Origin of the sequence: Micromonospora sp. WMMD975, from assembly GCF_029581215.1 — a bacterium.
In the GTDB taxonomy this organism is placed as follows: Bacteria; Actinomycetota; Actinomycetes; order Mycobacteriales; family Micromonosporaceae; genus Micromonospora.
On sequence record NZ_CP120739.1, the window covers coordinates 4830657 to 4854560 of the forward strand.

The following is a 23904-nucleotide window of genomic DNA, read 5'->3' on the forward strand; positions in this document are numbered from 1 at the left end:
GTCGTTGAGTGTGATGTCGGAGCGCTGGTCAAGCGCGATGACGGGAGCGGCCGATGCCCTGTCGGTCGAGGGGTGGCGGCGGGGCATCGTGCATAGAGGGGCCGGGCGTGTGAGGGGTGCGTCCGGCCCCTCCCCCTGCCCGCGTTCCGGTGCCGACGCTCTCAGCCGACCGGCTGTGCGACGTTCTCCCGCACCCAGTCCACGATCGATCCGGTGGTGGCGCCCGGGGTGAAGATCTTCGCGACCCCGAGCCGTTCCAGCTCCGGGATGTCGCCCTCCGGGATGATGCCGCCGCCGAAGACCACGATGTCGGCGGCCTCGCGCGCGGCGAGCAGCTCGACGACCCGCTTGAAGAGGGTCATGTGCGCGCCGGAGAGCACCGAGAGCCCGACCGCGTCCGCGTCCTCCTGGATCGCCGTCTCGACGATCTGCTCCGGGGTCTGGTGCAGACCGGTGTAGATGACCTCCATGCCCGCGTCGCGCAGGGCACGGGCCACGACCTTCGCGCCCCGGTCGTGGCCGTCCAGGCCGGGCTTCGCGACGACGACCCGGATACGAGAGCTCATCTACGTACACCTTTCACCGGCGGCACTCCTGACCTGAACGAACGGTAACCCGGCCGGGTGGGCTGCCGGAACCCGGGCCGACCCCTACCGCCCGATCGCGTACGCAGGAAGCCGGACACCTCCGCCGAATGGTCACCGTCCGCTACGAATGGACAGGGGCGGGGCCATCCAACCAGCGGCACGAAACCTGACAAGGATAGACGGAAACGGACATAACGAATCGCCGGTTCGGCGCTTCAGCTTGTGACAGGAGTGGCGGTTGGCTAACGTGTGCTCGGTTGTCATCGAGTCCACGGACGGGTGACGACGCGACACCGGAGGTTCGACCGAGCTTCACCGAACGGTCCGAGGTCGCATCGGATCCCCGACAACGGAGGGTGTGCGTGCGCCAGCGCCTGTCGTCTGAGCCCGATAGATATCGCGGCCGTCGCCGCGTACCCACCCCCCCGCGGAGCCGCTACGCGGCGGTCGTCACCACCGCCTTCGTCGGCGCCGGCATCGTCGCCCTCGGCGCGAACGCCCTCCCCGACGCCAAGAGCGTCAGCCCCTCGGTTCTCGACGAGCTCCGGCAGGCGTCGATCGCCAGCCAGGACGCCGCGGCCCGGGCCGACAGCGCCGACCGGGCCACCCGTTCCGACCGGTCGAGCGACGCGACCACGGACGCCACGGAGCAGGACCCCTACCTCCTCCCCCTGCACGGCTACGACTTCAAGTCGCCCTACGGCGTGCGCTGGGGCAAGCTGCACACCGGCGTCGACCTGGTCGCCCCGGAGGGCACCCCCTACCAGGCCATCCACTCCGGCACGGTCACCAAGGCCGGCTGGTTCGGCGGCTACGGCTACGCCGTGATCGTCCGGCACGCCGACGGCACCGAGGCGATCTACGGCCACTCCTCCGCGGTGACGGTCAAGGAGGGCCAGCAGGTGAAGGCCGGCGACCAGCTCGGCCTCGTCGGCAACACCGGCCACTCGTACGGCTCGCACCTGCACCTCGAAGTGCATGTCAACGGCCAGCCGCTGGACCCGGTGCCGTGGCTCCAGGAGCGCGGAGTGGACATCAAGCTCGAAACCGAGGCACTCTACGGCGACGTAGCCGCCTCCTGACTCTCCGCACCGCCCGATAGCCGCCCGGATCACGCGATCCGGGCGGTTTCGCGTCTGCACACGTGGGGCGCGTCACACCTGTGGATGTGAGCGGCCCCACAGCCCTCGATGATCGACTCTTTCGGCGAACCACCCAGTCGACCCGAAAGCCGGACACCATCCCGCGCCGCCCCCGCCGCCGCCACGAACCCGCCACCGACCCGGCCATACGCCGACACCAGTATTTCCAGGTCACACGTGCCCCTCGACTGGTGAAGGTTCCCGTGCAGCACCGCAGCCCCACCCCCGCCCGGCACCGGCGCACCGGCCGGCGTACCGCGTATCTGGCCACCGCCGCGGTGGCCCTCCTCGGCCTCGGCCTCGGTGGCGTCGTGGTCGTCACCGCCGACGACCCGGCCCCGCCGCCCGCCGCGATCGACCTCGACGCGCGGGCGCGCGCCGACGCCGCCGCCCGGGCCGACCGGTCGGCCCGCGAACCGGCCGCTCCGGTCACCCCGTCCGCCGGCCCGGCCAGCCCGTCCCCGAGCCCGAGCACGACCACCCCGAAGCCGAAGAAGAAAGTGACGGCGAAGGTAACGGCGAAGCCCAAGCCCAAGAAGGCCGCGCCGAAGCCGAGCTGGGTCATCCCGATGGAGGGCGCCGACATCACCTCCTGCTACGGGCAGCGGTGGGGCACCCTGCACGCCGGCATCGACTTCGCCATGCCCGCCGGCACCCCGATCCGGGCCGCCGCGGCCGGCACCGTGGTCAAGGCCGGCGACGTGGGCGACGGGTACGGCAACTCCGTCTTCGTCGACCACCACAACGGCTACCTGACCCACTACGCACACCAGAGCCGGCTCCTCGTCGACGTCGGCGACCGGGTGAAGGTCGGCCAGGTCATCGGCTACGAGGGCGCCACCGGCGACGCCACCGGCCCGCACCTGCACTTCGAGGTGCACCAGGGCGCCATGTGGAACCAGATCGACCCGGCGCCGTTCCTGCGCGCCCGGGGCATCGACGTGGCCTGCTGACCGCCACCGCACGAGGACGGGGCCGGTCCGGCGCACGCCGGACCGGCCCCGCGCTCAGAGCTTGTCGATCGGCGCGTGCCGCAGCACCAGCCACATGGTCTGGTCACCGAAGTCGATCTGGGCCCGCGCACCCGGCCCGGCACCCTCCACCGCCAGCACCCGGCCCAGGCCGTAGCGCTGGTGGTTGACCCGGTCGCCCGCCGAGACCTTCGGGGCCTGCTTCAACTCGCTCGCGGTGGCCAGCCGGCTGGCGTCCACACCGAGACGCTTGGCGAGCTGGGTGGCCTTGGGCGTGCCACCGGTGAAGCCACCCGACGACCGGTCCGCCCGGCCGCCGACCCCGGCCCCACCACCACCCCACGAGGTGTACGACCCCTCGGTGCGCTCCCAGCGCACCAGCTCCGGCGGCAACTCCTCCAGGAACCGCGACGGCGGGTTGTAGGCCGGCGCGCCCCAGGCCGAGCGGGTGACCGCCCGGGACAGGTAGAGCCGCTGCCGGGCCCGGGTGATCCCCACGTACGCCAGGCGCCGTTCCTCCTCCAGCTCGCGGGTGTCGCCGAGGGAGCGCAGGTGCGGGAAGACGCCGTCCTCCAGGCCGCTCAGGAAGACCACCGGGAACTCCAGCCCCTTGGCGGTGTGCAGCGTCATGAGGGTGACCACGCCCTGGTGGTCGGGATCGTCGGAGGGGATCTGGTCGGCGTCGGCGACAAGCGCCACCTGCTCCAGGAAACCGGCCAGGGTGGCCCGCTCGTCGTCGGCGCCCAGCGCCTCGACCCGCTCGGTGTATTCCCGGGCGACACTCACCAGCTCCTGGAGGTTGTCCACCCGGCCGGCGTCCTGCGGATCGAGGCTCTCCTCCAGCTCGGCCAGGTAGCCCGAGCGGGTCAGCAGCGCCTCCAGGACCTCCTCCGGGGTGCCGGTGGCGGCCAGCTCGCGCGCGGCGTCGAGCAGCGCGACGAACTCGGCGATGCCGTTGGCGGCCCGGCTGGAGATCCCCGGCGCGTCCTTCGCCCGACGCAGCGCGGCGCCGAACGAGATGCGGTCCCGCCCGGCAAGTGCCTCGACGCACGCCTCGGCCCGCTCGCCGATGCCCCGCCGGGGGGTGTTGAGGATCCGGCGCAGGCTGACCGTGTCGTCGTCGTTGACCACCGCGCGCAGGTAGGCGAGCGCGTCGCGGACCTCCTTGCGCTCGTAGAAGCGCACCCCGCCGACCACCTTGTAGGGCAGGCCGACCCGGATGAACACCTCCTCGAACACCCGGGACATCGCGTTGGTGCGGTAGAAGACGGCCACGTCGCCCGGGCGGGTGTCACCGGCGTCGACCAGCCGGTCGATCTCCCGCGCCACCCAGTCCGCCTCGGCGTGCTCGGTGTCGGCCACGTAGCCGACGATCTGCTCGCCGGCGCCGGCGTCGCTCCACAGCCGTTTGGGCTTGCGCGAGGTGTTCCGGTCGATCACCGCGTTGGCCGCGTTGAGAATGGTCTGGGTGGAGCGGTAGTTCTGCTCCAGCAGGATGGTGCGCGCGTCGGTGAAGTCCCGCTCGAACTCCAGGATGTTGCGGATGGTCGCGCCGCGGAAGGCGTAGATGGACTGGTCGGCGTCGCCCACCACGCACAGCTCGGCCGGTGGGATCCCCTCGGTGCCGGAGACCAACTCCTTGATCAGCACGTACTGGGCGTGGTTGGTGTCCTGGTATTCGTCCACGAGCACGTGCCGGAACCGGCGACGGTAGCTCTCCGCCACGTGCGGGTGCGACTGGAGCAGATGCACCGTGGTCATGATCAGGTCGTCGAAGTCGAGCGCGTGCGCCTCGCGCAGCCGCCGCTGGTAGAGCGCGTACGCCTCGGCGAGCGCCCGCTCGTTGGGCCCCTTGGCCCGGCCGGCGAACTCCTCCGGGTCGACCAGCTCGTTCTTCAGGTTGGACACCTGGGCGGCCAGGCCCCGGGCCGGGTAGCGCTTCGGGTCGAGGTCCAGCTCGCGGGCCACCATCTGCATCAGCCGCCGCGAGTCGTCCGCGTCGTAGATCGAGAAGGTCGACTTGAGACCGGCGTGCTCGTGCTCCGCGCGCAGGATCCGGACGCAGGCCGAGTGGAACGTCGACACCCACATCAGCCGGGCGCGCGGGCCGACGAGGGCGGCCACCCGCTCCTTCATCTCGCCGGCGGCCTTGTTGGTGAAGGTGATCGCGATGATCTCGCCGGGGTGCACGTCCCGGGCGGCCAGCAGGTAGGCGATCCGGTTGGTGAGCACCCGGGTCTTGCCCGAGCCGGCACCGGCCACGATCAGCAGTGGGGAGCCGGCGTGGGTCACCGCGTCCCGTTGGGGGCCGTTCAGGCCGTCGAGGAGGGCCTGCGGATCCGGCCGCGCGCCCCCGGGACGGCGCGGCGGGGTCGGCCGGGACTCCGGCGCGGGCGGGGACGCGGGAATGTCGAAGAGAGGATGCATCGCAGCACGAGTCTATGCCGTCGGCCGGACACTTCTGCGCCCGCGCGGCCGGTCCCACCGCCCGGCCGCGTCCCATCTGTTGGCCGACTTCCTTGCGCGCCCACCCCGGCGGTCGGCATACTCGACGACGTGTTCGACAGGCGCTTCTCCTTTTACTACGGCACCGGGAGTCCGGCAGCCGTGGGTCGCGCCTGATCGACAGACCTACGAAAAAGCCCCGGGCTCCCCGAGCCCGGGGCTTTTCCGTCCCGGGATCCGGGTACCGGGCCCGACCCCCGAGAGGGACGACGATGATGACTGACGTGGTGGAGTCCAGCGGCGGCCTGGCGCGGCACGAACGGCCGGCGGGCGGCGACCCGACCGGTGCCGCGGCGGCGCGGACCGGCACCGACGACTCGGCCGCGGCCGAGCGGATCGGCGACATCCGGCGGCGGATCGACGAGATCGACAGCACGCTCATCGCGCTCTGGCAGGAGCGGGCCGCGCTCTCCCAGGAGGTCGGTGCGACGCGGATGGCCTCCGGCGGGACCCGGCTGGTGCTCTCCCGCGAGCGGCAGATCCTGGAGCGGTTCCGGGCGGAACTCGGCGCCGACGGCACGCAGCTCGCGCTGCTGCTGCTGCGCGCCGGTCGCGGCCCGCTGTGACCCGCCCGGCGGAGGCGCGGACGGCCTGCCGGCCGCCGGAGACGACGAACCGTCTGCCGGCGTCGAGGTGACGCCGGGCAGACGGTCCGGTCTGGTTCAGGCCACCTCGTGGGTGACGACGATCTCCCGCTTCTCCGCGAAGTGGCAGGCGCTCGGGTGGTCCGAGCCCGGCCGGATCTGGAGCAGCGGCACCTCCTGGGCGCAGACGTCCTGCGCCTTCCAGCACCGGGTGCGGAACCGGCACCCCGAGGGCGGGCTGACCGGCGAGGGCACGTCACCCTGGAGCCGGATGATCGCCTTGCTCTCCCGCAGGGTCGGGTCCGGCACCGGCACCGCCGACAGCAGCGCCTGGGTGTACGGGTGGGTGGGCCGCTCGTAGATCTCGTCCTCGGTGCCCACCTCCACCATCTTGCCCAGGTACATCACGGCGACCCGGTCCGACAGGTGCCGCACGACCGACAGGTCGTGGGCGATGAAGACGTACGACAGACCCAGCTCGCCCTGGAGCTTCTCCAGCAGGTTCATCACCTGGGCCTGGATGGAGACGTCCAGGGCCGACACCGGCTCGTCGCAGACGATCACCTCGGGCCGCAGCGCCAGCGCCCGGGCGATGCCGATGCGCTGCCGCTGGCCGCCGGAGAACTGGTGCGGATAGCGGTTGATGTGCTCGGGGTTCAGGCCGACCAGGTCGAGCAGTTCCTTGACCTTGGCCCGCCGGCTGCCGCGCGGAGCCACGTCGGGGTGGATCTCGAACGGCTCGCCGATCAGGTCACCGACCGTCATCCGCGGGTTGAGCGAGGTGTACGGGTCCTGCATCACCAGCTGGATCTGCCGGCGCAGCCGCCGCAGCGCGCCACCGGAGAGCTTGGAGATGTCCTGGCCCTTGTAGAGCACCTGACCTGCGGTCGGCTTCTCCAGGTTCATCAGCACCCGGGCGAGCGTCGACTTGCCGCAGCCGGACTCGCCGACCACGCCGAGCGTCTCGCCGGCCCTGAGGTCGAAGGAGACGCCGTCGACCGCCTTGACGTGACCGATGGTCTTCTTGAACACGACGCCCCGGGTCACGGGGTAGTGCTTGACCAGATCACGAACCTCGATGATGTTCTCAGTCACGGCTCACGAGCTCCTCGGCGAAGTGGCAGGCGCTGGTCCGGCCGTTGCCCAGTTGGAGCAGCGGCGGGACCTTCTCCCGGCACACCGGCTGCGCCATCGGGCAGCGCGGGTTGAAGGAGCAGCCCGGCGGGATGTTCATCAGGTTCGGCGGGAGCCCCTTGATGGTCCGGAGCTCCTGCCCCTTCTCGTCCATCCGCGGGATCGAGTTGAGCAGGCCCAGGGTGTACGGGTGCGCCGGCTTGGCGTACAGCTCGTAGACGCTTGCCTCCTCGACGATCCGACCGGCGTACATGACCGCGATCCGGTCCGCGACGTCGGCGACCACGCCGAGGTCGTGGGTGATCAGGATCATGCCCATCTGCCGCTCCCGCTGGAGTTCGCCGAGCAGATCCATGATCTGGGCCTGCACGGTCACGTCCAGCGCGGTGGTCGGCTCGTCCGCGATCAGCACCTCGGGGTCCAGCGCCAGCGACATCGCGATCATGGCGCGCTGCCGCATACCGCCGGAGAACTGGTGCGGGTAGTTGCTGAACCGGCCCTTGGCGTTGGGGATCTTCACCTGGTCGAGCATCTCGATCGCGCGCTTCTTGGCGTCCGAGCGGCTGAGGCCGCGCCGGATGCGGAACTGCTCGGCGATCTGGAAGCCGACGGTGAAAACCGGGTTGAGGGCCGAGAGCGAGTCCTGGAAGATCATGGCGATGCCCTCGCCACGGATCCGTCGCCGCTGCTCGGCGGACTGCTTGAGCATGTCCTTGCCGTGGAAGCGGACCTCGCCGCCGGTGACGAACCCGGGCGGGGTGTCCAGGATGCCCATGATCGTCTGCGCGGTGACGCTCTTGCCGGAGCCGGATTCGCCGAGCACGGCGAGGGTCTCCCCCGCGTCGACGTGGTACGTCACACCGTTGATCACCTTGGCGACGCCGTCCCGGGTGCGGAACTCCACCCGCAGGTCGTCGACCTCGAGCAGGCGGCCCGAGGGGCGGCCGGATCCGTCGGCGCCCGCCGCGGACTGCTCGGACACGAGAATGTCGGACAACTCAGTTCCCCTATCGGAGCTTCGGGTCGAGGGCCTCGCGGACCGCCTCGCCGAGCATCACGAAGCTCAGCACGGCGGTGACGAGGAACGCGGAGGGGAAGAACAGCAGGTACGGCGAGACCCGGATGTAGTTCTGCGCCTCGCTGATCATGATGCCCCAGGAGACCACCGGGCTCTTCAGGCCGATGCCCAGGAAGGAGAGCGTGGCCTCGGCGCCGATGAACGAACCCACCATGATCGTGCCGTAGACCAGCAGCGGCGCCAGGCAGTTGGGCAGCAGGTGCTTGAGGATGATCCGGCCGGTGCCGGCGCCGAGCGCGCGGGCCGCCACGATGTAGTCGGCCTCCTTGGTGGCGAGCACCGAGGAGCGCATCAGCCGCATCACCACCGGCCAGCTCAGCACGCTCAGGGACAGGATGACCAGCCCCATGATCGTCCACTCGCCGTTGTCGGTGCCGGAGCCGTTGAACGTGGTCAGGATGACGATCGCGCCGAGTACGAACGGCAGGCCGAAGAAGATGTCCGCGACCCGGGAGAGCAGCGCGTCCACCCAACCGCCGCGGTAACCGGCGATGACGCCCATCGCGCCACCGAACAGCAGGGTGAGGGTGGTGGAGACCAGAGCCACCACGATCGACGCCCGGGCGCCGTAGATGACGCGGGAGTAGACGTCGCGGCCCTGCACGTCGTAGCCGAACCAGGCGGAGGACGACGGCTCGACCCGGCTGCGCTCCAGCGCGCCGTTGACCGCGTCGCCGGAGGTGAACAGCGACGGGAACGCCGCCATCACGATGAACAGCACGATGAACGCCGCCGAGATCCAGAACAGCGGCTTGCGGCGCAGGTCGAGCCAGGCGTCGCCGAGCAGGCCACGGGGCTTCTGCTGCTTGGCGTTCTCCGGCAGGCCGGCGTCGGCGGGGGCGCCGGAACCCGCCTCGGTGGGCATGGTCGACGGCGGCGGCGCGACGACCGACGCGCTATTCGGTTCACTCATGCCCGCACCTCGATGCGCTCGGCACGGGCGTGGCTACCCGCGCAGACTGCTGGGACGATTCGTTCGCTGCGGCGGTCACTCATAGCGGATCCTCGGGTCGAGGGCGGCGTAGAGCAGGTCCACCAGCAGGTTCATCACGAGGTAGACGAGCACGAGCACCACCACGATGCCGACAACGGTAGCGCTCTCCTTCGTGACGATGGAGCGCAGCACCTGCCGGCCGATGCCGTTGATGCCGAAGATGCCCTCGGTGACGATCGCGCCGCCCATCAGCGCGCCGAGGTCGGTGCCGAGCAGCGTGACCACCGGGATGAGCGAGTTGCGCAGCAGGTGCACGCCGACCACCCGGCGCATCGGGAGGCCCTTGGCGATCGCGGTGCGGACGTAGTCGGCCCGCCGGTTCTCGGCGATGCTCGTCCGCGCCACCCGGGCGATGTACGCCATCGAGGCGCTGCCGAGCACGAAGCCGGGCACGATCAGCTCGCTGAACCGCATCTCGTTGGAGACGGTCGGGTTGATGAGGCCCCACTTGACGCCCAGCACCCATTGGAGCACGAAGCCGATGACGAAGACCGGCAGGGCGATCAGGAAGAGGGTGGAGATCAGGACCAGGTTGTCCAAAAAGCCGTTGCGTCGCAGACCGGTCAGGACACCCGCGCCGAGGCCGATCACGGCCTCGATGGCGAGCGCGACCACCGCCAGCTTCAGGGTGTTCGGGTACGACGTGGCGATGATGTCGCTGATCTCGCGACCACCGAACGTGATACCGAAGTCACCCTGGAAAAGGTTCTTCATGTAGCTGGCGTACTGCACCCAGATCGAGTCGTCGAGATGATATTTCTCGGTCATCATGGCCCGGTAGTTCGGCGGGCAGCCGCGGTCGCCGCACTTGCCGGCGAAGGGGTCACCGGGCACCGACCAGACGAGCCAGTAGATCAGGAACGTCGTGCCGATGAACACCGGCACGAGTTGCAGCAGCCGTCTCAAGAGATAACGGCCCATGGGGTGGTCCTCCAGACAGGGAGCGCCGGGCACCCGACGCGGTGACGACAACGTGCGAGGGGTTCGTTGTACACCCCCTCGCGGAACGGCCCCGGGTCGGGCTCACCGGTTAGGCGAGCCCGACCCGGGGTCAGACCGTTCGGATCAGAGCTCGACCGAGGTGATGTCGAGTTCGCCGACGTTGGTCAGTTCCAGCTTCTTGATCTTCTCCGAGTGGCCGGACTGCTCGCCGCTGAAGTAGACCGGGATCGCCGGGACGTCCTGGTCGATGAGCTTGGTGGCCTCGGCGAACTTCTTGTGCGCCTCCTCGAGGCTGGGGGCCGAGGAGGCCTCCTTGGCGAGGGCGTCCACCTGCGGGTTGCTGTACTTGCCGTCGTTCGAGGAACCGCCGGTCACGTAGAGCGGGTTGATCCAGTTCTCCACGTCCGGGTAGTCCTGCTGCCAACCGGCCCGGTACATGCCGTCCATCTTGTAGGCGTTGATGTTGGCGCGGAAGACCGCGAAGGTCGGCACGCCGACGGCGACCGCGTCGATGCCCAGGTTGGTCTTGATCTGCTGGGCGACGGCCTCCATCCACTCCTTGTGGCTGGCGTCCGCGTTGTACGACAGGGTCAGCTTGCCCTGGAAGCCGCCGGCCTCCTGGAGGAGCTGCTTGGCCTGGGCCGGGTCGAACTTGCAGGAGGTGCAGTCGCCCGGGGTCGAGCCCGGGGTCAGCGGGTTGGCCCAGCTGTCGGCCGGCTTCCGGTTACCGAAGAAGATCTTGTCGGTGATGGCCTGCCGGTCGATGGAGAGCGAGATCGCCTTACGCAGCTTGGCGTTCTGGAACTTCTTGTCGTAGATCGGGAAGGCGATGATGCCGTTCGACGGGACGGTCGTCTGGATCGCGCGCTCGCCCAGGTCGGTCTTCCACTTGTCGCCGGCCAGCGACGAGACCGGAACCTGCTGCTGGAAGTCCAGGTTGCCGGCGAGCAGGTCGTTGTACGCCGCCGTGTCGTCCTGGTACATCTTGACGGTGACGTCCTTGATCTTCATCTTGTCACGCAGGCTGTAGTCGTCGAAGCGCGTGAGCTTGATCTCGACGTCGTCCTGCCAGGAGACGAGACTGACCGGGCCGTTACCGATCGGCTTCTTGCCGAACTCCGCCGGGGTGGTGGCGAAGAACGCGTCCGGCAGCGGCATGAAGGCGCTGTAGCCGAGCTTGGTCGGGAACACGGCGGTCGGCGCGGCGAGCGTGACCTCGAAGGTCGTGTCGTCGACGACCTTGAGGCCGGACATCTCCTTGGCCTTCGGCTCCGGGGCCTTCTTCGGGCCGTCCGGGCCGTCCGGGTCCTCGGTGTAGACGTCCTCGAAGCCCTGGATGTCGGAGAAGAACGAGGCGTTCTGCGCGCCGTTCGGCCCGTACGCCGCCCAGTTCCAGGCCTTGACGAAGCTCTCGGCCTTGACGGTGGTGCCGTCGTGGAACTTGGTGTTCGGCTTGATCTTGATCTTGAAGACCTTCGAGTCGCTCGTGTCGATCGACTCGGCGAGCAGGTTCTGCGGCGCCCCACCGTTGTTGGGGTACTCGACCAGGCCGCTCCAGACCCAGTCGATGATCTTGCCGCCACCGGTCTCGGTGGTGTTCGCCGGAACCAGGGGGTTCTCCGGCTGGGTGCCGTCGACGACGATGGCGCCGTCCGAACTCGCGCCGGAGCCGTCACCGTCGTCGTTGTTCCCGCTGGAGCAGCCGGACGCGATGAGCGCGAATGCCGCGCCCACCGCGAGCGCGCCGCTCGCCCGCTTCGAGACTCTCATTCCGAGGGGCCTCCTCTTTCTAACCTGGTTCCGTCGTGGGTTTCACGCACGTGTGGGGGGTGACACCGCCGACGACCCGGACCACAGGTCGTCGGTTTACCGCAGAGGAAATCGGGACACCCCTGGGGTACCGATCCGCCGGGCGCCACACCCTTCGACGAGGACACCGCGCAGGATCGACGACCACGGGCGACGCGGGTAGCGGCGTTCCGCGGTCGGTGGACCCGACGAGATGCCTCACACCGGGGGGTGAGGTGCTGCCACTGTGACACCCACCGGCCCATTCCGTGAAGGTGCCGTTATCAAGCCGTTAGTTGCCCGCCACGTTGCCGATACTTGAGAAAAGATCACAAACGGCGCGGATCGCACGCCCCTGAACAGGTAAGACACGCCCATACCGACGGAGACCACCCCGGCCGCCCGGCTCGGTGAGCGCGCTCCCACCCGCCGCGGCACCCCCCGAATTGGTGCCGATCACACCGAGTTCTACCCATCCGGCTGATGGCGTCGTCCGCTGTGCGGGCACCGTCCCCGGCTGGGTGGACGAGGGCGTCGCGGGTGTCCGGGGTCGCGGTCAGACGAGCCGGCGGTCGGCAGCCCACCGGGACAACTCGTACCGGTTCGACATCTGGAGCTTGCGCAGCACGTTGGACACGTGCGTCTCGACCGTCTTGATCGAGATGAAGAGCTCCTTCGCGATCTCCTTGTAGGCGTACCCCCGGGCGAGCAGCCGCAGGACCTCGCGCTCCCGGTTGGTGAGCTGGTCCAGCTCGGGGTCGGCGACCGGCGCGTCCGGTCGGGACGCGAACGCGTCGAGCACGAACCCCGCCAGCCGCGGGCTGAACACGGCGTCGCCGTCGGCCACCCGGCGGATCGCGTCGGTCAGTTCCTCCGGCGAGATGGTCTTGGTGACGTAACCCCGGGCGCCGGCCCGGATCAGACCGATCACGTCCTCCGCCGCGTCGGACACGCTCAACGCCAGGAACTTCACCTGCGGGTGGGTCCGCCGCATCGCCTCCAGCACCGCCCGGCCACCCCCGTCCGGCATGTGCACGTCGAGCAGCACCACGTCCGGGCCGGTGGCGGCGATCCGGGTCACCGCCTCGGCCACCGAACTGGCCTCGCCCACGACGTCGACCCGGGTGCCCAGCTCGGCGCGGACGCCGGCCCGGAACATCGCGTGGTCGTCGACGAGGAACACCCGCAGCGGGCCTCGCGGCGTCGCGCCCTCGACCGGTTCCTGCTCGGACATGGTCATCTGTCCCTTTCCGCCGTGGCGCCGGAGCCGCTGATCGGCAGGATCAGCCGGACCTCGGTCCCTTCTCCCGGCTCGGACCGGATCTCCGCCCGGCCACCGTGCCGCTTCATCCGTCCGATGATCGAACCGCTGACGCCGTGCCGGTGATTCTCCACCGTATCCGGGTCGAAGCCCTTCCCCCGGTCCCGGACGAACACGCTCACCTGCTCCGGCTCCACCTCGGCATAGAGCGACACGGTCTGCACCCCGGCGTGCCGGGCCGCGTTGACGAGCGCCTCCCGGGCGGCGGCGACGAGCGCGCCGACCCGCTCGTCCGTCTCCCGGTCGCCGACCACCACCGCCTCGACCGTGATCGCGAACGTGTCCTCCACCTCTGCGGCAGCCTGCTCCAGCGCGGCCGCGAAGCGCTCCGTCGGCGAGGCGGTCGGCTTGTAGAGCCAGTTGCGCAGCGAGCGCTCCTGGCCCCGGGCCAACCGCTGCACCGTCTTGACGTCACTGGCGTTGCGCTGGATCAGCGCGAGCGTGTGCAGCACCTGGTCGTGCACCATGGCGGCCAGCTCGGCCCGCTCCTGCTCACGGATGCGGCCCTCCCGCTCCGACCGCAGCTGGTTCCAGGTGCGCCAGAGCACCGGGCCGGTGACCACACCCACCCCGGCCAGCCCGACCAGTGCGAAGATGACGCCGTTGAGCACCGCGTCGAAGTTCTGCGCCGGCGAGTAGACCGCGGCCACGCCGATGATCCCGACCGCGACGAGCACCCCACCGCCGATGAAGCGGAGCACGAACGCCCGGCGGTCGCTCTCCTCCACCACCGCGCCCAACCAGGGCACCGCGGAGTCGCCCCACTGCCGGCGTCGCTCCGGGCCGGACTGGTGCCAGATCACGCCGGCGCCCACCGCGATGATCGCAACCAGCCATCCGGCGGTGCCGGCCGCGCCGACCGAGTCGAACGCGACCACCTGGAGCAGCAGGACGCCCAACCCGATCGCCACGAACGGCAGCAACTGGTTGAGGTCGCGGCGGGGCGGGGCGGCGGTGTCGCCGGGCCGGGGCGGGACCACCGCCCAGAAGGCCGCGTAGAGCAGCAACCCGAGCCCGCTCAGCCCGAGCAGCACCATGAACGCCACCCGTACCCGGAGCACCGGGATGCCCAGGTGGTCGGCGATGCCGGCGGCCACCCCGGCGCCCAACCGGTGCTCGGTGGCCCGGTAGAGACGCGGGGGATGCGGCGTGACGGTGCTGCTGATCGGAAACTCCCGGGTCGGCGCGGAGATGCCGGCGGCGGCCGACGCTCCGATCGTCACACGGCGGGAACGCCCCGGACCACGGGGACGCCCCGGACATTCGCCGCCGCCGGATCTCAGGGTGGGGTCAGGGTCGGGTCCTGAGGTCGTCCGGGCGGCCGGGGCAGCAGTATCGAAGGCATGACCGAGGACGCTGCCCATTCGCGCCGCCACTGGGCGGCAGCACCGGGCGATCCACCGCCGCCCCCGCCGGGGCCGGCACCCGCCGCCGACGCCGGGCCACCGCCCGGCGGCGACACGCCGTTCGCCGACCCACCACCGGGCGGGTACGCCCCACCGCCCGGCGCCGCCGGCTTCACCACCCGGTACGGTCTGGTCCGTCCCCGGGAGGGTCGCTACCTGGCCGGGGTGTGCGCGGCCATCGGCCGGGCCACGAACACCGACCCGGTGCTGTGGCGCGTCCTCCTGGCCGTGCTCGGTTTCTTCGGCGGCATCGGCATCTTCGTCTACGTCGCCGCCTGGCTGATCATCCCCGGCGAGGGGGACACCGCATCCCCGGTGGAGTCGATGCTCGGTCGGGGTCGCTCCAGCATGTCCCCGGTCACCGTGATCGTCCTCGGCATCGTGGTCGCGGTCGGCTTCGGCTACGTCGTCACCGACGGATTCCGGGCCATCCTGCTCGGCGCGGTGATCCTGATCGGTGGCGCGCTGATGCTCAACCGCGACCAGCGCGGACCCGCCTTCCGCACCGGCGCGCCCGGCCAGCCGCCGGGTCCGGTGCCGCCGGGCGCCTGGCCGCCGCCGGCGACCGGGCCTGGCACCGCGTCCTGGGCCGGTCCGCCGGCCGGGCCGGGGGCGCCGTGGACCGGCGGGTCCGCCGGGTACGCGGCACCGGCCGGGCCGGCCACCCCGGCTCGGCCCGGCGAACCGGCCGGATCCGCGTCGCCGGGTTGGCCCGCCGGCCGGGCCGAGGATGGAATCGGCTCCCCGCCCGTCGTCAGCTCCGATCCGGCCTACCGGGGCGCCACTCCCACCCGGGCCGAATCCGACCACCCCGCCGGGCACATCGAGCCGGGCTACCCGCCCCCGCCCACCGCCCCCGCCGACCCGGCCACGCGCGTCGAACCCGGCTACCCGGCCACCCGCGTCGAACCCGGCTATCCGGCCACCCGCGTCGAGCCCGGCTATCCGGCCACGCCGCTGTCCGCTCCGGGCTGGCCGGCCGCGGCGAGCACCCGGCCGACGCGGTCCGGGCCGGTGACCGCCGCGCTGCCCGGGACGGCCGGGGACACCGGCGCGTGGCCGACCTCCGGCGCGGCGTGGCCCGCCCCCCCGACCGCAGGCGCCCCGGTGGGCGAGCCGGTCACCGCGCCGACCGGCGCGCCGCCGCCGGGCGGCTACCGACCGCCGTTCGCTCCGCACGGTCCGTACGCCGGCTCGCCTCCCGCCCCGGCGCCGGCCCGTCCCCCCCGCCCGCCGAAACGGCCGAAGGAACGTTCCCCGCTCGGTGCGATCACCTTCTCGCTGATCTTCCTGGCGCTGGGCCTGGTGGCGATGCTCGACCTGATGGACGTGTTTCCGGTCGGCGCCGCCGGCTACTTCGCCGCGACGCTTGCCACCATCGGCCTCGGACTGCTCGTGGGCACCTGGTTCGGCCGGGCCCGCTGGCTGATCGCCCTCGGTCTGGTGGCCGGGGCGGCGCTCGGCGTCGCCACCGTCGCCGAGTCCTACGACCGGGTCCGGGGCATCGACGGCAACGTCACCTGGGCGCCGTCCGACCGCAACGACCTGGCCGACCGGTACGAGAACAACTTCGGCGACGCCGTGCTCGACCTGCGGGCGATCGACTTCGACAAGCAGGACACCCAGGTGACGGTCGCGGTGAACTTCGGCAAGGCCACAGTGGTCGTGCCGCCGAACGTGGACGTGACCACGGTGGCCGACGTCAACGCGGGTGACGCCTCCGTCTTCGGCCGGCACACCAGTGGGCTCAACGGCCGGCTCTGGGAGAGCACCGATGCCGGCGCGGACGGCCCCGGCGGGGGCACGCTCCGGCTCTACGTCCACGTGAACGCCGGAAACCTGGAGGTGACCCGATGAAGGCCCACCGCACGGACCTCGTGTCGTTCGCGTTCGGCCTCATCTTCCTGGGGCTCGCCCTGTGGTGGCTGTTGGCCCGGATCCTCGGACTGGCGGTGCCCCCGGTCGGCTGGTTCCTGGCCGGTGGGCTTGTCGTGATCGGGTTGCTCGGCCTGGTCGGCGCGCTGCGCTCGGTCCGCGGCCCGGAACAACCGGCCCCGCCCGCCTCGCCGGGGCAGCCGGACCATGTGGCCGCGGCGGATCAGGCGGCCCCGCCGGACCAGGCCACCCGACCCGGGCAGCCGGAACGGTCCGACCAGCCGGCCGGGCCGGAGACGACCGTGGCCGCGCCGTACCGCGACGGCAGCCCGACCGGCGCCGTCCCGGCCCCCGCCGACGCCGACGAGTGGGCCACCAGCGCGGTGACCGACGAGCCGGCACCGGCGCGGGTGGACCGGCCGGCCGACGACGATCCGGTCCGGTCACCGGCCGAACCGGCGACCGAGGAACTGTCCACCGTCGAGTCCGAGGGCTCGCGCGGACCGGCCACCCGCGAGCTGCCACCGGTACGCCAGGAGAACGACGAACCACACGACTCCGGCGGGCGGCCGGTCTGACCGCGCCGATGTGACGGCGCGAAAACGCGGCCTATGCTGGCTGAGGGAGATCTCGCCTTCGTCGTCCGGTCCGAGCCACCCGACCACGCCGGGCGCTCCCGGTCCCACCGGTCGGCCGGTCGGGTCGCCGAAGCCTCCACGCCCGTCCCTACCTCGTCAGGAGCTCGCCCGACATGACCCAGTCCCCCGCCGTGCGCGTCACCGGCCCGTCCGGTGCGGTCCGCCTCGGCGAGCGCGCCGCCCGTACGCTCGTCGCCGAATTCGCCCGGCGTAACGACCCGAAGGCCGGCCTGCTGGTCGGCGCGACCCCGGAGTCCGCGGTGCTGGCCGCGGCGATCGAGGCGCTGCTCCCGGGCGACCGCCTGGTGGTCGCGCCGGCGGAGGGCGCCGCGGCGGTGGCGCTGCGGGAGCACGTGACGGCCCAGGGTCGCTGGGTCGCCGACCGGGTACGCGTGGTCGACACGCTCGCCGAGGCGGACGCGGCGGCGGTGGTGATCGTCGCCGAGCCGTTCACCGGCACCGCCGAGGAGGCCCGCGCCGCGGTGGACGGGCTCACCAAATACCTGGCCGAGGGCGCGGTGCTCAGTGTCGCCGCGCCGCTGTTCCGCACCGAGGGCGCCGGCCCGGAGCTGGATCGGCAGGGCGTGCTGCACGGCGTCCGCACCGACGTGGTGCTGCGCAACTCCCCGCCGGTACGCGTACACCATCTCCGTTTCACCCCGGCGCCGGCCCTGCTTGCCGCCTCGCTCTCGCCCGCCTACCGGCCGTCGAGCGTGCCGTTGACCCGCCGGATGCACATCGACTCCAACGGGGTGGCCGCCGCCGGCATCACGCTCGGCCTGGCCGCCCTGGCCCGGGCCGCCCGGCCGAAGTCCCGGCTCTGGCTGCTGCCGGCGCTCGCCACGGCACCGGTGGCCGCGTTCTTCCGGGACCCGGAGCGGGACGTCCCGGAGGACCCGTCGGCCGTGGTCGCCTCGGCGGACGGCCAGGTCCTGTCCGTGCAGCGGCTCACCGACGAGCGCTTCGGCGACGGCGAGTGGCTGCGGATCGCGGTCTTCCTGTCGGTGCTGGACGTGCACGTCAACCGCACTCCGGTGGCCGGCAAGGTGGTCGACTACTTCGTCGCCGATGGCGGCTTCGTCAACGCGATGAAGCCGGACGCCGAACACAACGTGGCGGCGTACACGGTGTTGGACACCGACCACGGCACGGTGGTGGTGGCCCAGCGCACCGGGCTGATCGCCCGCCGGATCGTGCAGCGGGCGCCGGTCGGCTCACTACTCGCGAAGGGTGAACGCTTCGGGCTGATCCGGTTCGGCTCGCGTACCGACGTCTACCTGCCGGCCGACGCGGCGGAACCGCTGGTCGGCCCGGGCGACAAGGTGGTCGGCGGGGCCACCGTCATCGCCCGCTGGCGCTGACCACCGGACAAGCGGGAAAAGGGCGCCGCTCGTGCGAGCGGCGCCCTTTTCCTGTCGTACGTGCTGCCTCAGGCGGCGCGACGCTGGTGCAGCCAGAGCAGCGGGCCGCTGACCAGGTAGCCCACCACCACGAGCGCGAAGGTGAGCCGGATGTCGACGAGCGCGCCGACCACCGGGGCGAGCCAGAGCCACGGCGGCAGCTTCACCAACCGGGCCAGCTTGGCGTACGGGAAACTGGACACCATGGCGAAGGCGAGCAACGCCACGCCGGCGACCATCACCAGGCCGGGGACCGGGAGCCCGATCGCCACGGTCAGGGCGAGCACCATCGCCGCCATGGTGGTCGGTACGCCGCAGAAGAAGCGGCCGTCCTTCGGCGAGACGTTGAACCGGGCGAGCCGGATGGCCGCGCACGAGGCGACCAGGGCGCAGGCGACCGCGGCGGCGGCCGGCGGCGCCGAACCGGCGAGGGAGGCGTAGACCACCACCGGCGCGGCGAGGCCGAACGAGCACATGTCGGCGAGCGAGTCCATCTGCGCGCCGAACGGGCTGGCCACGCCGAGCTTGCGGGCCAGCGCGCCGTCGAGACCGTCGAACGCGACGCACGCGATCAGGCAGACCGCGGCGATCCGCACCTCACCCTGCATGGCCAGGAAGATGGCCAGCATGCCGAGCATCAGGCTGCTCAGGGTGCACGCGTTGACGAGCGCGAACTTGGCCCGCCGAGCGGCGGTGCGGTCACCCGGCAGCAGCGGGATCGACATCGCCGGGGAGTCGTCCACCGGCGCGACCGGGGCGAGCGCCGGGCTGATCGGGCGTACCGCCTCGTGGTCGGTGTCGAGCCGGCCGTAGCGGAGGCGCTGGCGGTCGGCGTAGCGGCGGTCGGGGGTGACCAGGTCGGTCCCGGGGCCGGCCAGGCCGTCCCGGCGGCCCACCCGGACCAGCAGCACCTGGCGGGCGAACGTGCTGCTGCGGCGCAACCGGCCCGCCCAGCGACGCCCTGCGGGGCGCGGACTGTCAGTCGTACGACGCCGGCGCCATGGGGCTCTCGGCACGTTTCCTCCATCACCGGATCGACTGGCCGCCCACGTCGGGGCGGGTGTCCGGCTGTCTCGTGCCGGACCTTTCGGGCCCGGCAGCCCATTTGCGGAGTACACCATTGCACAGGGGACAAGGGCTTGGCGATAGCTGCCGGCGGTACTTATAACTCCCCTAACCGCGCGAACCCCTCAGTTATTCCCATCTCGGGTTACAACGCCCATTTTTCTTGGCCCGTCCCAACTGCTGACTGTACCGGAGGTGGCCCAGGGCGGCTCGGTGAGCGGTTCAGCTCACCCGCAGCCGGGTCGCCCGTCGAGCCACGTCGTTCATCGACAGACCGGTCACCTGCTCCCGGGGGAACCAGGCGGCCCGAGCGGTGGAGCCGCCGGCCGACTCGGTGACCACCGCCTCGGTCGGCACGTCCACCCGCACCCGGTAGATCACCCGGACGCCGTGCCAGTCCAGCGGCCGGCCTTCGGGGCCGAGTGCGGCGGGATTGTGCAGATTGTCCACGGCCAGCAGGTCGACCACCCGACCCAGTTGCCCGGCCTCCTCGACCAGTTCGCGGAGCAGCCCGGCGGCCGGCTGCTCCCCGTGGTCGGTGCCGCCGCCGGGCAGGTGCCACCGGCCCGCGCCCGGGTACCCCTCGGCGATCATCGTCAGCAGCACCCGGTCGTCCGGGTCGGTGACCAGCCCGTACGCGGCGAAGCGCTGCCGGCGGTCGGAGGTCGACGCCGCCGGCCCGGCCGGGGCGATCGGTCCGTTCGGGGCGGTCGAGGCCCTCGGGGCCACCGGTCCGCTCGGCGCCGTCGGTCCGCCCGGGGCCATCGGTCCGCCCGGGGCCGTCGGCGGCGTCCGGGGCAGGTCTGCCGGCAGCGGCGACACGGGCAGGCCGAGCAGTTCGGCGGTGAACGGCATCAGCGGCCGGGTGGCGGCCTCGTCGGGGGTGAACCAGCCCACCTCGTCGGTGCCACCGGCCGTCTCGGGTCGCAGCCGCCCACCCCGGGCCTCGACCTCGAAGATCAACCGGTCCGTGTGCATCGCGACACCCTCGGCGCGGAAGATCGCCACGTCGGCGACCGCATCCCGGACCGCGCCGACCGCCACGGTCAGCCCGGTCTCCTCGGCGAACTCGCGGACCACGGCGTCGGCCGGGTGCTCGGCGTGCTCGACCCCGCCGCCCGGAAGCTGCCACACCCCCGGGCACGGACACCTGACGCTCCCGCGCGCCAGCAGCACCCGCCCGCGCGCATCCCGCAGAACCCCGTACGCCCCCACCCGCCGCCGCTGCTCCACCCCGCACCCTCCCCCCGCACCGCGCCCATCCCGTGCACACTCCGTCGATCATGAGATTAGCGGCAGCGGGGCGGACATTTCGCCCCGCCAACCTCATGATCGCCAGAGTGCGGCCACGGGGTGGGGTCAGTCAGAGGAGATGGGCGGCCTGGACCGCTTCGGCGGTCACCTCGGTCAGGCGGTCGGTCGGGATCGCGTCGAGTTCCTCGCGGCGGAACCAGCGGGCCTCGCACGTGGAGCCGCCTACGTCCGCCACGGTCGGCGGGGCGGGCTGGTCGACCACCACCCGGTAGAAGGCGCGGACGCCGTGCCAGTCGATCGGGTAGCCCTCCGGGCCGAGCGAGGCGGCGTCGCGATGGCTGGCCACCCCGAGCAGCTCGACCAGGCGGCCGGTCTGCCCGGTCTCCTCGACCAACTCCCGGATCAGCGCCGCGGCGGGCTGCTCGCCGTAGTCGGTGCCGCCGCCGGGCAGGTGCCAGCAACCGGCACCCGGGTAGCCGTCGGACACGCGGGTCAGCAGCACCCGCTCCTCCGGGTCGGTCACCACCGCGTACGCGGCGAAACGCTGCGCCCGGTGCAGCCCGTCCGGACCGGGGACGGCGTAGAACGAGGGGAACTCCGGGACCTCCTCCGGCACGATGTCGTCGCTTGAGGTGGGCAGGCCCAGAGCACGTGCGGTGAACAACCGCAACGGCAGCTCGCGGGCCTCGTCGAGGGTGAACCAGCGGGCCAGGTCGGTCGGGCGGTCGATCCGCTCGGTGAGCGTCCCACCGCGGACCGAGACGGTGTAGAGCAGGCGGTCGGTGTGGATCGTGATGCGCCGTTCGGGCAGCGCCCGCATGTCGGCGAGCACGTCCTGGAGGCCGGCGACGGCGACCGAGAGCCCGGTCTCGGCCGCGGTCTCCCGGACGACTGTGTGCTTGGGGTCCTCACCGTGGTCGACCGCCCCTCCGGGGAGCGACCAGGTGCCGGGGGTGCCGGAGCGCTCCGATGCGCGGACCAGCAACACTCGGCCGTTTGAATCAGCACAAACTGCGTATGCCGCGATCCTGCGCAGCGGCTCCAGCGAGGTGGTCACGGGAGCAAATTCTCCCCGGCGCGGGTTACCTCCATCGAAAAGAGTCAGATTCCTGACTCTTTGCTGGCGCATCAGGGATGGATCAGGGTAGGCGTCCGGGCAGTCACCGAGGTCGCTCGCCGCCCGGCGCGGGACCGTGGACACATGACCTACACGAACCCCTCCCAGGCCCCGTACAAGCAACTCCGCCGACCGGTGAGCGACCGCATGATCGCCGGGGTGGCAAGCGGTGTCGGCCGCTACTTCGCCCTCGATCCCACCCTGGTGCGGGTGGTCTTCGCCACTGCCACGGTGCTCACCGGCGGGTTGGCCGCGCTCGCGTACCCGATCATGTGGTTCCTGATGCCCGAGGAGCCGGCCGGCGCGCCCGCCTGGCCGCACCCGCCGGGCACCGCGCCCGGTTGGCCGCCGGTCCCGCCGACCGCGCCGGTCCCGCCGGGGACGGGGCCTCGGCCGGAGGCCGGGCCGCCGCCGGCCGCGTGACCCGGCGTCACTCCCACTCGATGGTGCCCGGCGGCTTGCTCGTCACGTCCAGCACCACGCGGTTGACCTCGGCGACCTCGTTGGTGATCCGGGTGGAGATCCGGGCCACCACGTCGTAGGGCAGGCGGGACCAGTCGGCCGTCATCGCGTCCTCGCTGGAGACCGGGCGCAGCACCACCGGGTGCCCGTAGGTGCGTCCGTCGCCCTGCACGCCGACGCTGCGGACGTCGGCAAGCAGCACCACCGGGAACTGCCAGACCCCCCGGTCGAGGCCGGCCGCGGTGAGCTCCTGCCGGGCGATCAGGTCGGCCTTGCGGAGCAGGGCGAGACGCTCCTCGTCGACCGCGCCGATGATCCGGATGGCCAGGCCGGGGCCGGGGAACGGGTGCCGCCACACCATCGCCTCGGGCAGCCCCAGCTCCAGGCCGATCGTGCGGACCTCGTCCTTGAACAGCGTGCGCAGCGGCTCGACCAGGGCGAACTTCAGGTCCTCGGGCAGGCCGCCGACGTTGTGGTGGCTCTTGATGTTGGCGGTGCCGGTGCCGCCGCCGGACTCCACCACGTCCGGGTAGAGCGTGCCCTGGACCAGGTATTCCACGTCGCCGTGCGCGGCGATCTCCCGGGCGGCGGCCTCGAACACCCGGATGAACTCCCGGCCGATGATCTTGCGCTTCTGTTCCGGATCGGTCACCCCGGCGAGCGCGCCGAGGAACCGCTCCCGAGCGTCGACCACCTTGAGCTTGATCCCGGTCGCCGCCACGTAGTCCTTCTCCACCTGCTCGGCCTCGCCGGCCCGCAGCAGCCCGTGGTCGACGAAGACGCAGGTGAGCTGGTCGCCCACCGCCCGGTGCACAAGCGCCGCCGCGACCGCCGAGTCGACGCCGCCGGACAGGCCGCAGATGACCTCCTTGTCACCGACCTGCTCGCGGATCCGGGCGACCTGCTCGTCGATGATGTTCTCCGGCGTCCACTCCGGCGCGACCCCGGCGATGTCGTAGAGGAAGCGGGTGAGCATCTCCTGCCCGTGCGCGGTGTGCCCCACCTCGGGGTGGAACTGCACCCCGGCCCGCCGGCCGGCCACGTCCTCGAACGCGGCGACCGGGGCCCCGGCCGACTCGGCGGTGACCGTGAAGCCGGCCGGCGCCTCGGTCACGCAGTCGCCGTGGCTCATCCAGACCGGCAGGTCCGCCGGCAGGTCACGCAGCAGCACACCGGGTTCGGTCAGGCGCGGACGCAGCGGGGTGCCGCCGTACTCCCGGTTGCCGGTCCGCGTGACCGTGCCGCCGAGCGCCTGGGCCATGGCCTGGAAGCCGTAGCAGATGCCGAACACCGGCACGTCGGCGTCGAACATGCCGGCGTCGATCTGCGGGGCGCCCGGAGCGTAGACGCTCGACGGGCCACCGGACAGGATGATCGCGGCCGGGTTCTTCGCCAGCATCTCGGACACCGGCATGGAGTGCGGGACGATCTCCGAGTAGACCTTCGCCTCGCGGACGCGGCGCGCGATGAGCTGGGCGTACTGGGCTCCGAAGTCCACCACGAGGACGGGGCGAGGCGTGCTCATGTGCGCAAAGCCTACCGACAGTCACGGCAGCCGTGGACGCGCCCCGGCGGCGCGTCGCTCCGAAGGTGTTAAGCGGGGCCCCCGCCTCTACCGGAGGCGTTAATAGGGGCCCCCTC

The 23904-nt window shown here is 71.8% G+C and carries 20 protein-coding genes; 7 read left to right on the forward strand and 13 right to left on the reverse strand.

Annotation, left to right across the window (positions count from 1 at the left end):
* Nucleotides 1-161: 161 nt before the first annotated feature.
* Nucleotides 162-566 (reverse strand): cobalamin B12-binding domain-containing protein, encoded by a 405-nt coding sequence (locus O7613_RS21230; RefSeq protein ID WP_281586704.1) that lies wholly within the window; start codon nt 564-566, stop codon nt 162-164.
* Nucleotides 567-949: 383 nt separating this feature from the next.
* On the opposite strand from O7613_RS21230, the gene O7613_RS21235 reads away from it, so the two are divergent.
* Complete coding sequence (locus tag O7613_RS21235; RefSeq protein ID WP_281586703.1) at nt 950-1669, forward strand: M23 family metallopeptidase; 720 nt, start codon at nt 950-952, stop codon at nt 1667-1669.
* A gap of 251 nt (nt 1670-1920) precedes the next feature.
* Nucleotides 1921-2682 carry a M23 family metallopeptidase gene (locus tag O7613_RS21240; protein WP_281586702.1) on the forward strand — a complete coding sequence of 254 codons (762 nt, stop codon included), beginning with the start codon at nt 1921-1923 and terminating at the stop codon, nt 2680-2682.
* 54 nt (nt 2683-2736) lie between these two features.
* Here O7613_RS21240 and pcrA read toward each other — a convergent pair whose 3' ends face one another.
* Nucleotides 2737-5127: a DNA helicase PcrA gene (gene pcrA / locus O7613_RS21245; RefSeq protein WP_281586701.1), complete on the reverse strand. Its 2391-nt coding sequence runs from the start codon at nt 5125-5127 to the stop codon at nt 2737-2739.
* 290 nt (nt 5128-5417) lie between these two features.
* Between pcrA and O7613_RS21250 the strand changes: the two genes are divergently transcribed.
* The gene (locus O7613_RS21250) at nt 5418-5771 is read left to right on the forward strand and encodes a chorismate mutase (protein ID WP_282289713.1); all 354 of its coding nucleotides are present in this window, start codon (nt 5418-5420) and stop codon (nt 5769-5771) included.
* A gap of 96 nt (nt 5772-5867) precedes the next feature.
* Here O7613_RS21250 and O7613_RS21255 read toward each other — a convergent pair whose 3' ends face one another.
* The 7 genes from O7613_RS21255 to O7613_RS21285 form a co-directional block, all read right to left on the reverse strand.
* Complete coding sequence (locus O7613_RS21255) at nt 5868-6884, reverse strand: dipeptide ABC transporter ATP-binding protein (RefSeq protein WP_282289714.1); 1017 nt, start codon at nt 6882-6884, stop codon at nt 5868-5870.
* Entirely contained in the window at nt 6877-7905 is a 1029-nt protein-coding gene (locus tag O7613_RS21260) for an ABC transporter ATP-binding protein (protein WP_281590086.1), read from the reverse strand. Before O7613_RS21260 ends, O7613_RS21255 begins: the two co-directional genes overlap by 8 nt.
* 25 nt (nt 7906-7930) lie before the next feature.
* Complete coding sequence (locus O7613_RS21265; protein WP_281586698.1) at nt 7931-8914, reverse strand: ABC transporter permease; 984 nt, start codon at nt 8912-8914, stop codon at nt 7931-7933.
* Between the two features lie 75 nt (nt 8915-8989).
* Nucleotides 8990-9916 (reverse strand): ABC transporter permease, encoded by a 927-nt coding sequence (locus O7613_RS21270; protein ID WP_281586697.1) that lies wholly within the window; start codon nt 9914-9916, stop codon nt 8990-8992.
* A 144-nt stretch (nt 9917-10060) separates the two neighbouring features.
* Nucleotides 10061-11707 (reverse strand): ABC transporter substrate-binding protein, encoded by a 1647-nt coding sequence (locus O7613_RS21275; RefSeq protein ID WP_282289715.1) that lies wholly within the window; start codon nt 11705-11707, stop codon nt 10061-10063.
* Nucleotides 11708-12281: 574 nt separating this feature from the next.
* Nucleotides 12282-12959 carry a response regulator transcription factor gene (locus tag O7613_RS21280; RefSeq protein ID WP_281586695.1) on the reverse strand — a complete coding sequence of 226 codons (678 nt, stop codon included), beginning with the start codon at nt 12957-12959 and terminating at the stop codon, nt 12282-12284.
* 2 nt (nt 12960-12961) lie between these two features.
* The gene (locus O7613_RS21285) at nt 12962-14239 is read right to left on the reverse strand and encodes an ATP-binding protein (protein WP_281590084.1); all 1278 of its coding nucleotides are present in this window, start codon (nt 14237-14239) and stop codon (nt 12962-12964) included.
* 150 nt (nt 14240-14389) lie between these two features.
* Between O7613_RS21285 and O7613_RS21290 the strand changes: the two genes are divergently transcribed.
* The 3 genes from O7613_RS21290 to O7613_RS21300 all read left to right on the forward strand — a co-directional run bounded on the left by O7613_RS21290 (nt 14390) and on the right by O7613_RS21300 (nt 18326).
* Nucleotides 14390-16309 carry a PspC domain-containing protein gene (locus O7613_RS21290; RefSeq protein ID WP_282289716.1) on the forward strand — a complete coding sequence of 640 codons (1920 nt, stop codon included), beginning with the start codon at nt 14390-14392 and terminating at the stop codon, nt 16307-16309.
* The gene (locus O7613_RS21295; protein WP_281590652.1) at nt 16306-16905 is read left to right on the forward strand and encodes a hypothetical protein; all 600 of its coding nucleotides are present in this window, start codon (nt 16306-16308) and stop codon (nt 16903-16905) included. Before O7613_RS21290 ends, O7613_RS21295 begins: the two co-directional genes overlap by 4 nt.
* Nucleotides 16906-17078: 173 nt before the next feature.
* The gene (locus tag O7613_RS21300; protein ID WP_281586693.1) at nt 17079-18326 is read left to right on the forward strand and encodes a phosphatidylserine decarboxylase; all 1248 of its coding nucleotides are present in this window, start codon (nt 17079-17081) and stop codon (nt 18324-18326) included.
* A 68-nt stretch (nt 18327-18394) separates the two neighbouring features.
* On the opposite strand, the gene O7613_RS21305 is transcribed toward O7613_RS21300, so the two are convergent.
* The 3 genes from O7613_RS21305 to O7613_RS21315 form a co-directional block, all read right to left on the reverse strand.
* Entirely contained in the window at nt 18395-19306 is a 912-nt protein-coding gene (locus tag O7613_RS21305; protein WP_282289717.1) for a CDP-alcohol phosphatidyltransferase family protein, read from the reverse strand.
* Nucleotides 19307-19652: 346 nt separating this feature from the next.
* Nucleotides 19653-20663 (reverse strand): NUDIX hydrolase, encoded by a 1011-nt coding sequence (locus O7613_RS21310; protein WP_282289718.1) that lies wholly within the window; start codon nt 20661-20663, stop codon nt 19653-19655.
* Nucleotides 20664-20793: 130 nt separating this feature from the next.
* Nucleotides 20794-21741, reverse strand: a complete 948-nt coding sequence (locus O7613_RS21315; protein ID WP_282289719.1) for an NUDIX domain-containing protein — start codon at nt 21739-21741, stop codon at nt 20794-20796.
* A 144-nt stretch (nt 21742-21885) separates the two neighbouring features.
* On the opposite strand from O7613_RS21315, the gene O7613_RS21320 reads away from it, so the two are divergent.
* Nucleotides 21886-22224: a PspC domain-containing protein gene (locus O7613_RS21320; RefSeq protein WP_281586690.1), complete on the forward strand. Its 339-nt coding sequence runs from the start codon at nt 21886-21888 to the stop codon at nt 22222-22224.
* A 7-nt stretch (nt 22225-22231) separates the two neighbouring features.
* On the opposite strand, the gene guaA is transcribed toward O7613_RS21320, so the two are convergent.
* Complete coding sequence (gene guaA, locus O7613_RS21325; RefSeq protein WP_282289720.1) at nt 22232-23788, reverse strand: glutamine-hydrolyzing GMP synthase; 1557 nt, start codon at nt 23786-23788, stop codon at nt 22232-22234.
* Nucleotides 23789-23904: the final 116 nt, after the last annotated feature.

What these genes read in the sequence shown, in the direction of transcription:
- O7613_RS21265 (WP_281586698.1), bottom strand. Translation starts at nt 8,914, where the DNA reads ATGAGTGAACCGAATAGCGCGTCGGTCGTCGCGCCGCCGCCGTCGACC.
- O7613_RS21280 (WP_281586695.1), bottom strand. Translation starts at nt 12,959, where the DNA reads ATGTCCGAGCAGGAACCGGTCGAGGGCGCGACGCCGCGAGGCCCGCTG.
- O7613_RS21300 (WP_281586693.1), top strand. Translation starts at nt 17,079, where the DNA reads ATGACCCAGTCCCCCGCCGTGCGCGTCACCGGCCCGTCCGGTGCGGTC.
- O7613_RS21250 (WP_282289713.1), top strand. Translation starts at nt 5,418, where the DNA reads ATGATGACTGACGTGGTGGAGTCCAGCGGCGGCCTGGCGCGGCACGAA.
- O7613_RS21270 (WP_281586697.1), bottom strand. Translation starts at nt 9,916, where the DNA reads ATGGGCCGTTATCTCTTGAGACGGCTGCTGCAACTCGTGCCGGTGTTC.
- O7613_RS21320 (WP_281586690.1), top strand. Translation starts at nt 21,886, where the DNA reads ATGACCTACACGAACCCCTCCCAGGCCCCGTACAAGCAACTCCGCCGA.
- guaA (WP_282289720.1), bottom strand. Translation starts at nt 23,788, where the DNA reads ATGAGCACGCCTCGCCCCGTCCTCGTGGTGGACTTCGGAGCCCAGTAC.
- O7613_RS21290 (WP_282289716.1), top strand. Translation starts at nt 14,390, where the DNA reads ATGACCGAGGACGCTGCCCATTCGCGCCGCCACTGGGCGGCAGCACCG.
- O7613_RS21295 (WP_281590652.1), top strand. Translation starts at nt 16,306, where the DNA reads ATGAAGGCCCACCGCACGGACCTCGTGTCGTTCGCGTTCGGCCTCATC.
- pcrA (WP_281586701.1), bottom strand. Translation starts at nt 5,127, where the DNA reads ATGCATCCTCTCTTCGACATTCCCGCGTCCCCGCCCGCGCCGGAGTCC.
- O7613_RS21230 (WP_281586704.1), bottom strand. Translation starts at nt 566, where the DNA reads ATGAGCTCTCGTATCCGGGTCGTCGTCGCGAAGCCCGGCCTGGACGGC.
- O7613_RS21275 (WP_282289715.1), bottom strand. Translation starts at nt 11,707, where the DNA reads ATGAGAGTCTCGAAGCGGGCGAGCGGCGCGCTCGCGGTGGGCGCGGCA.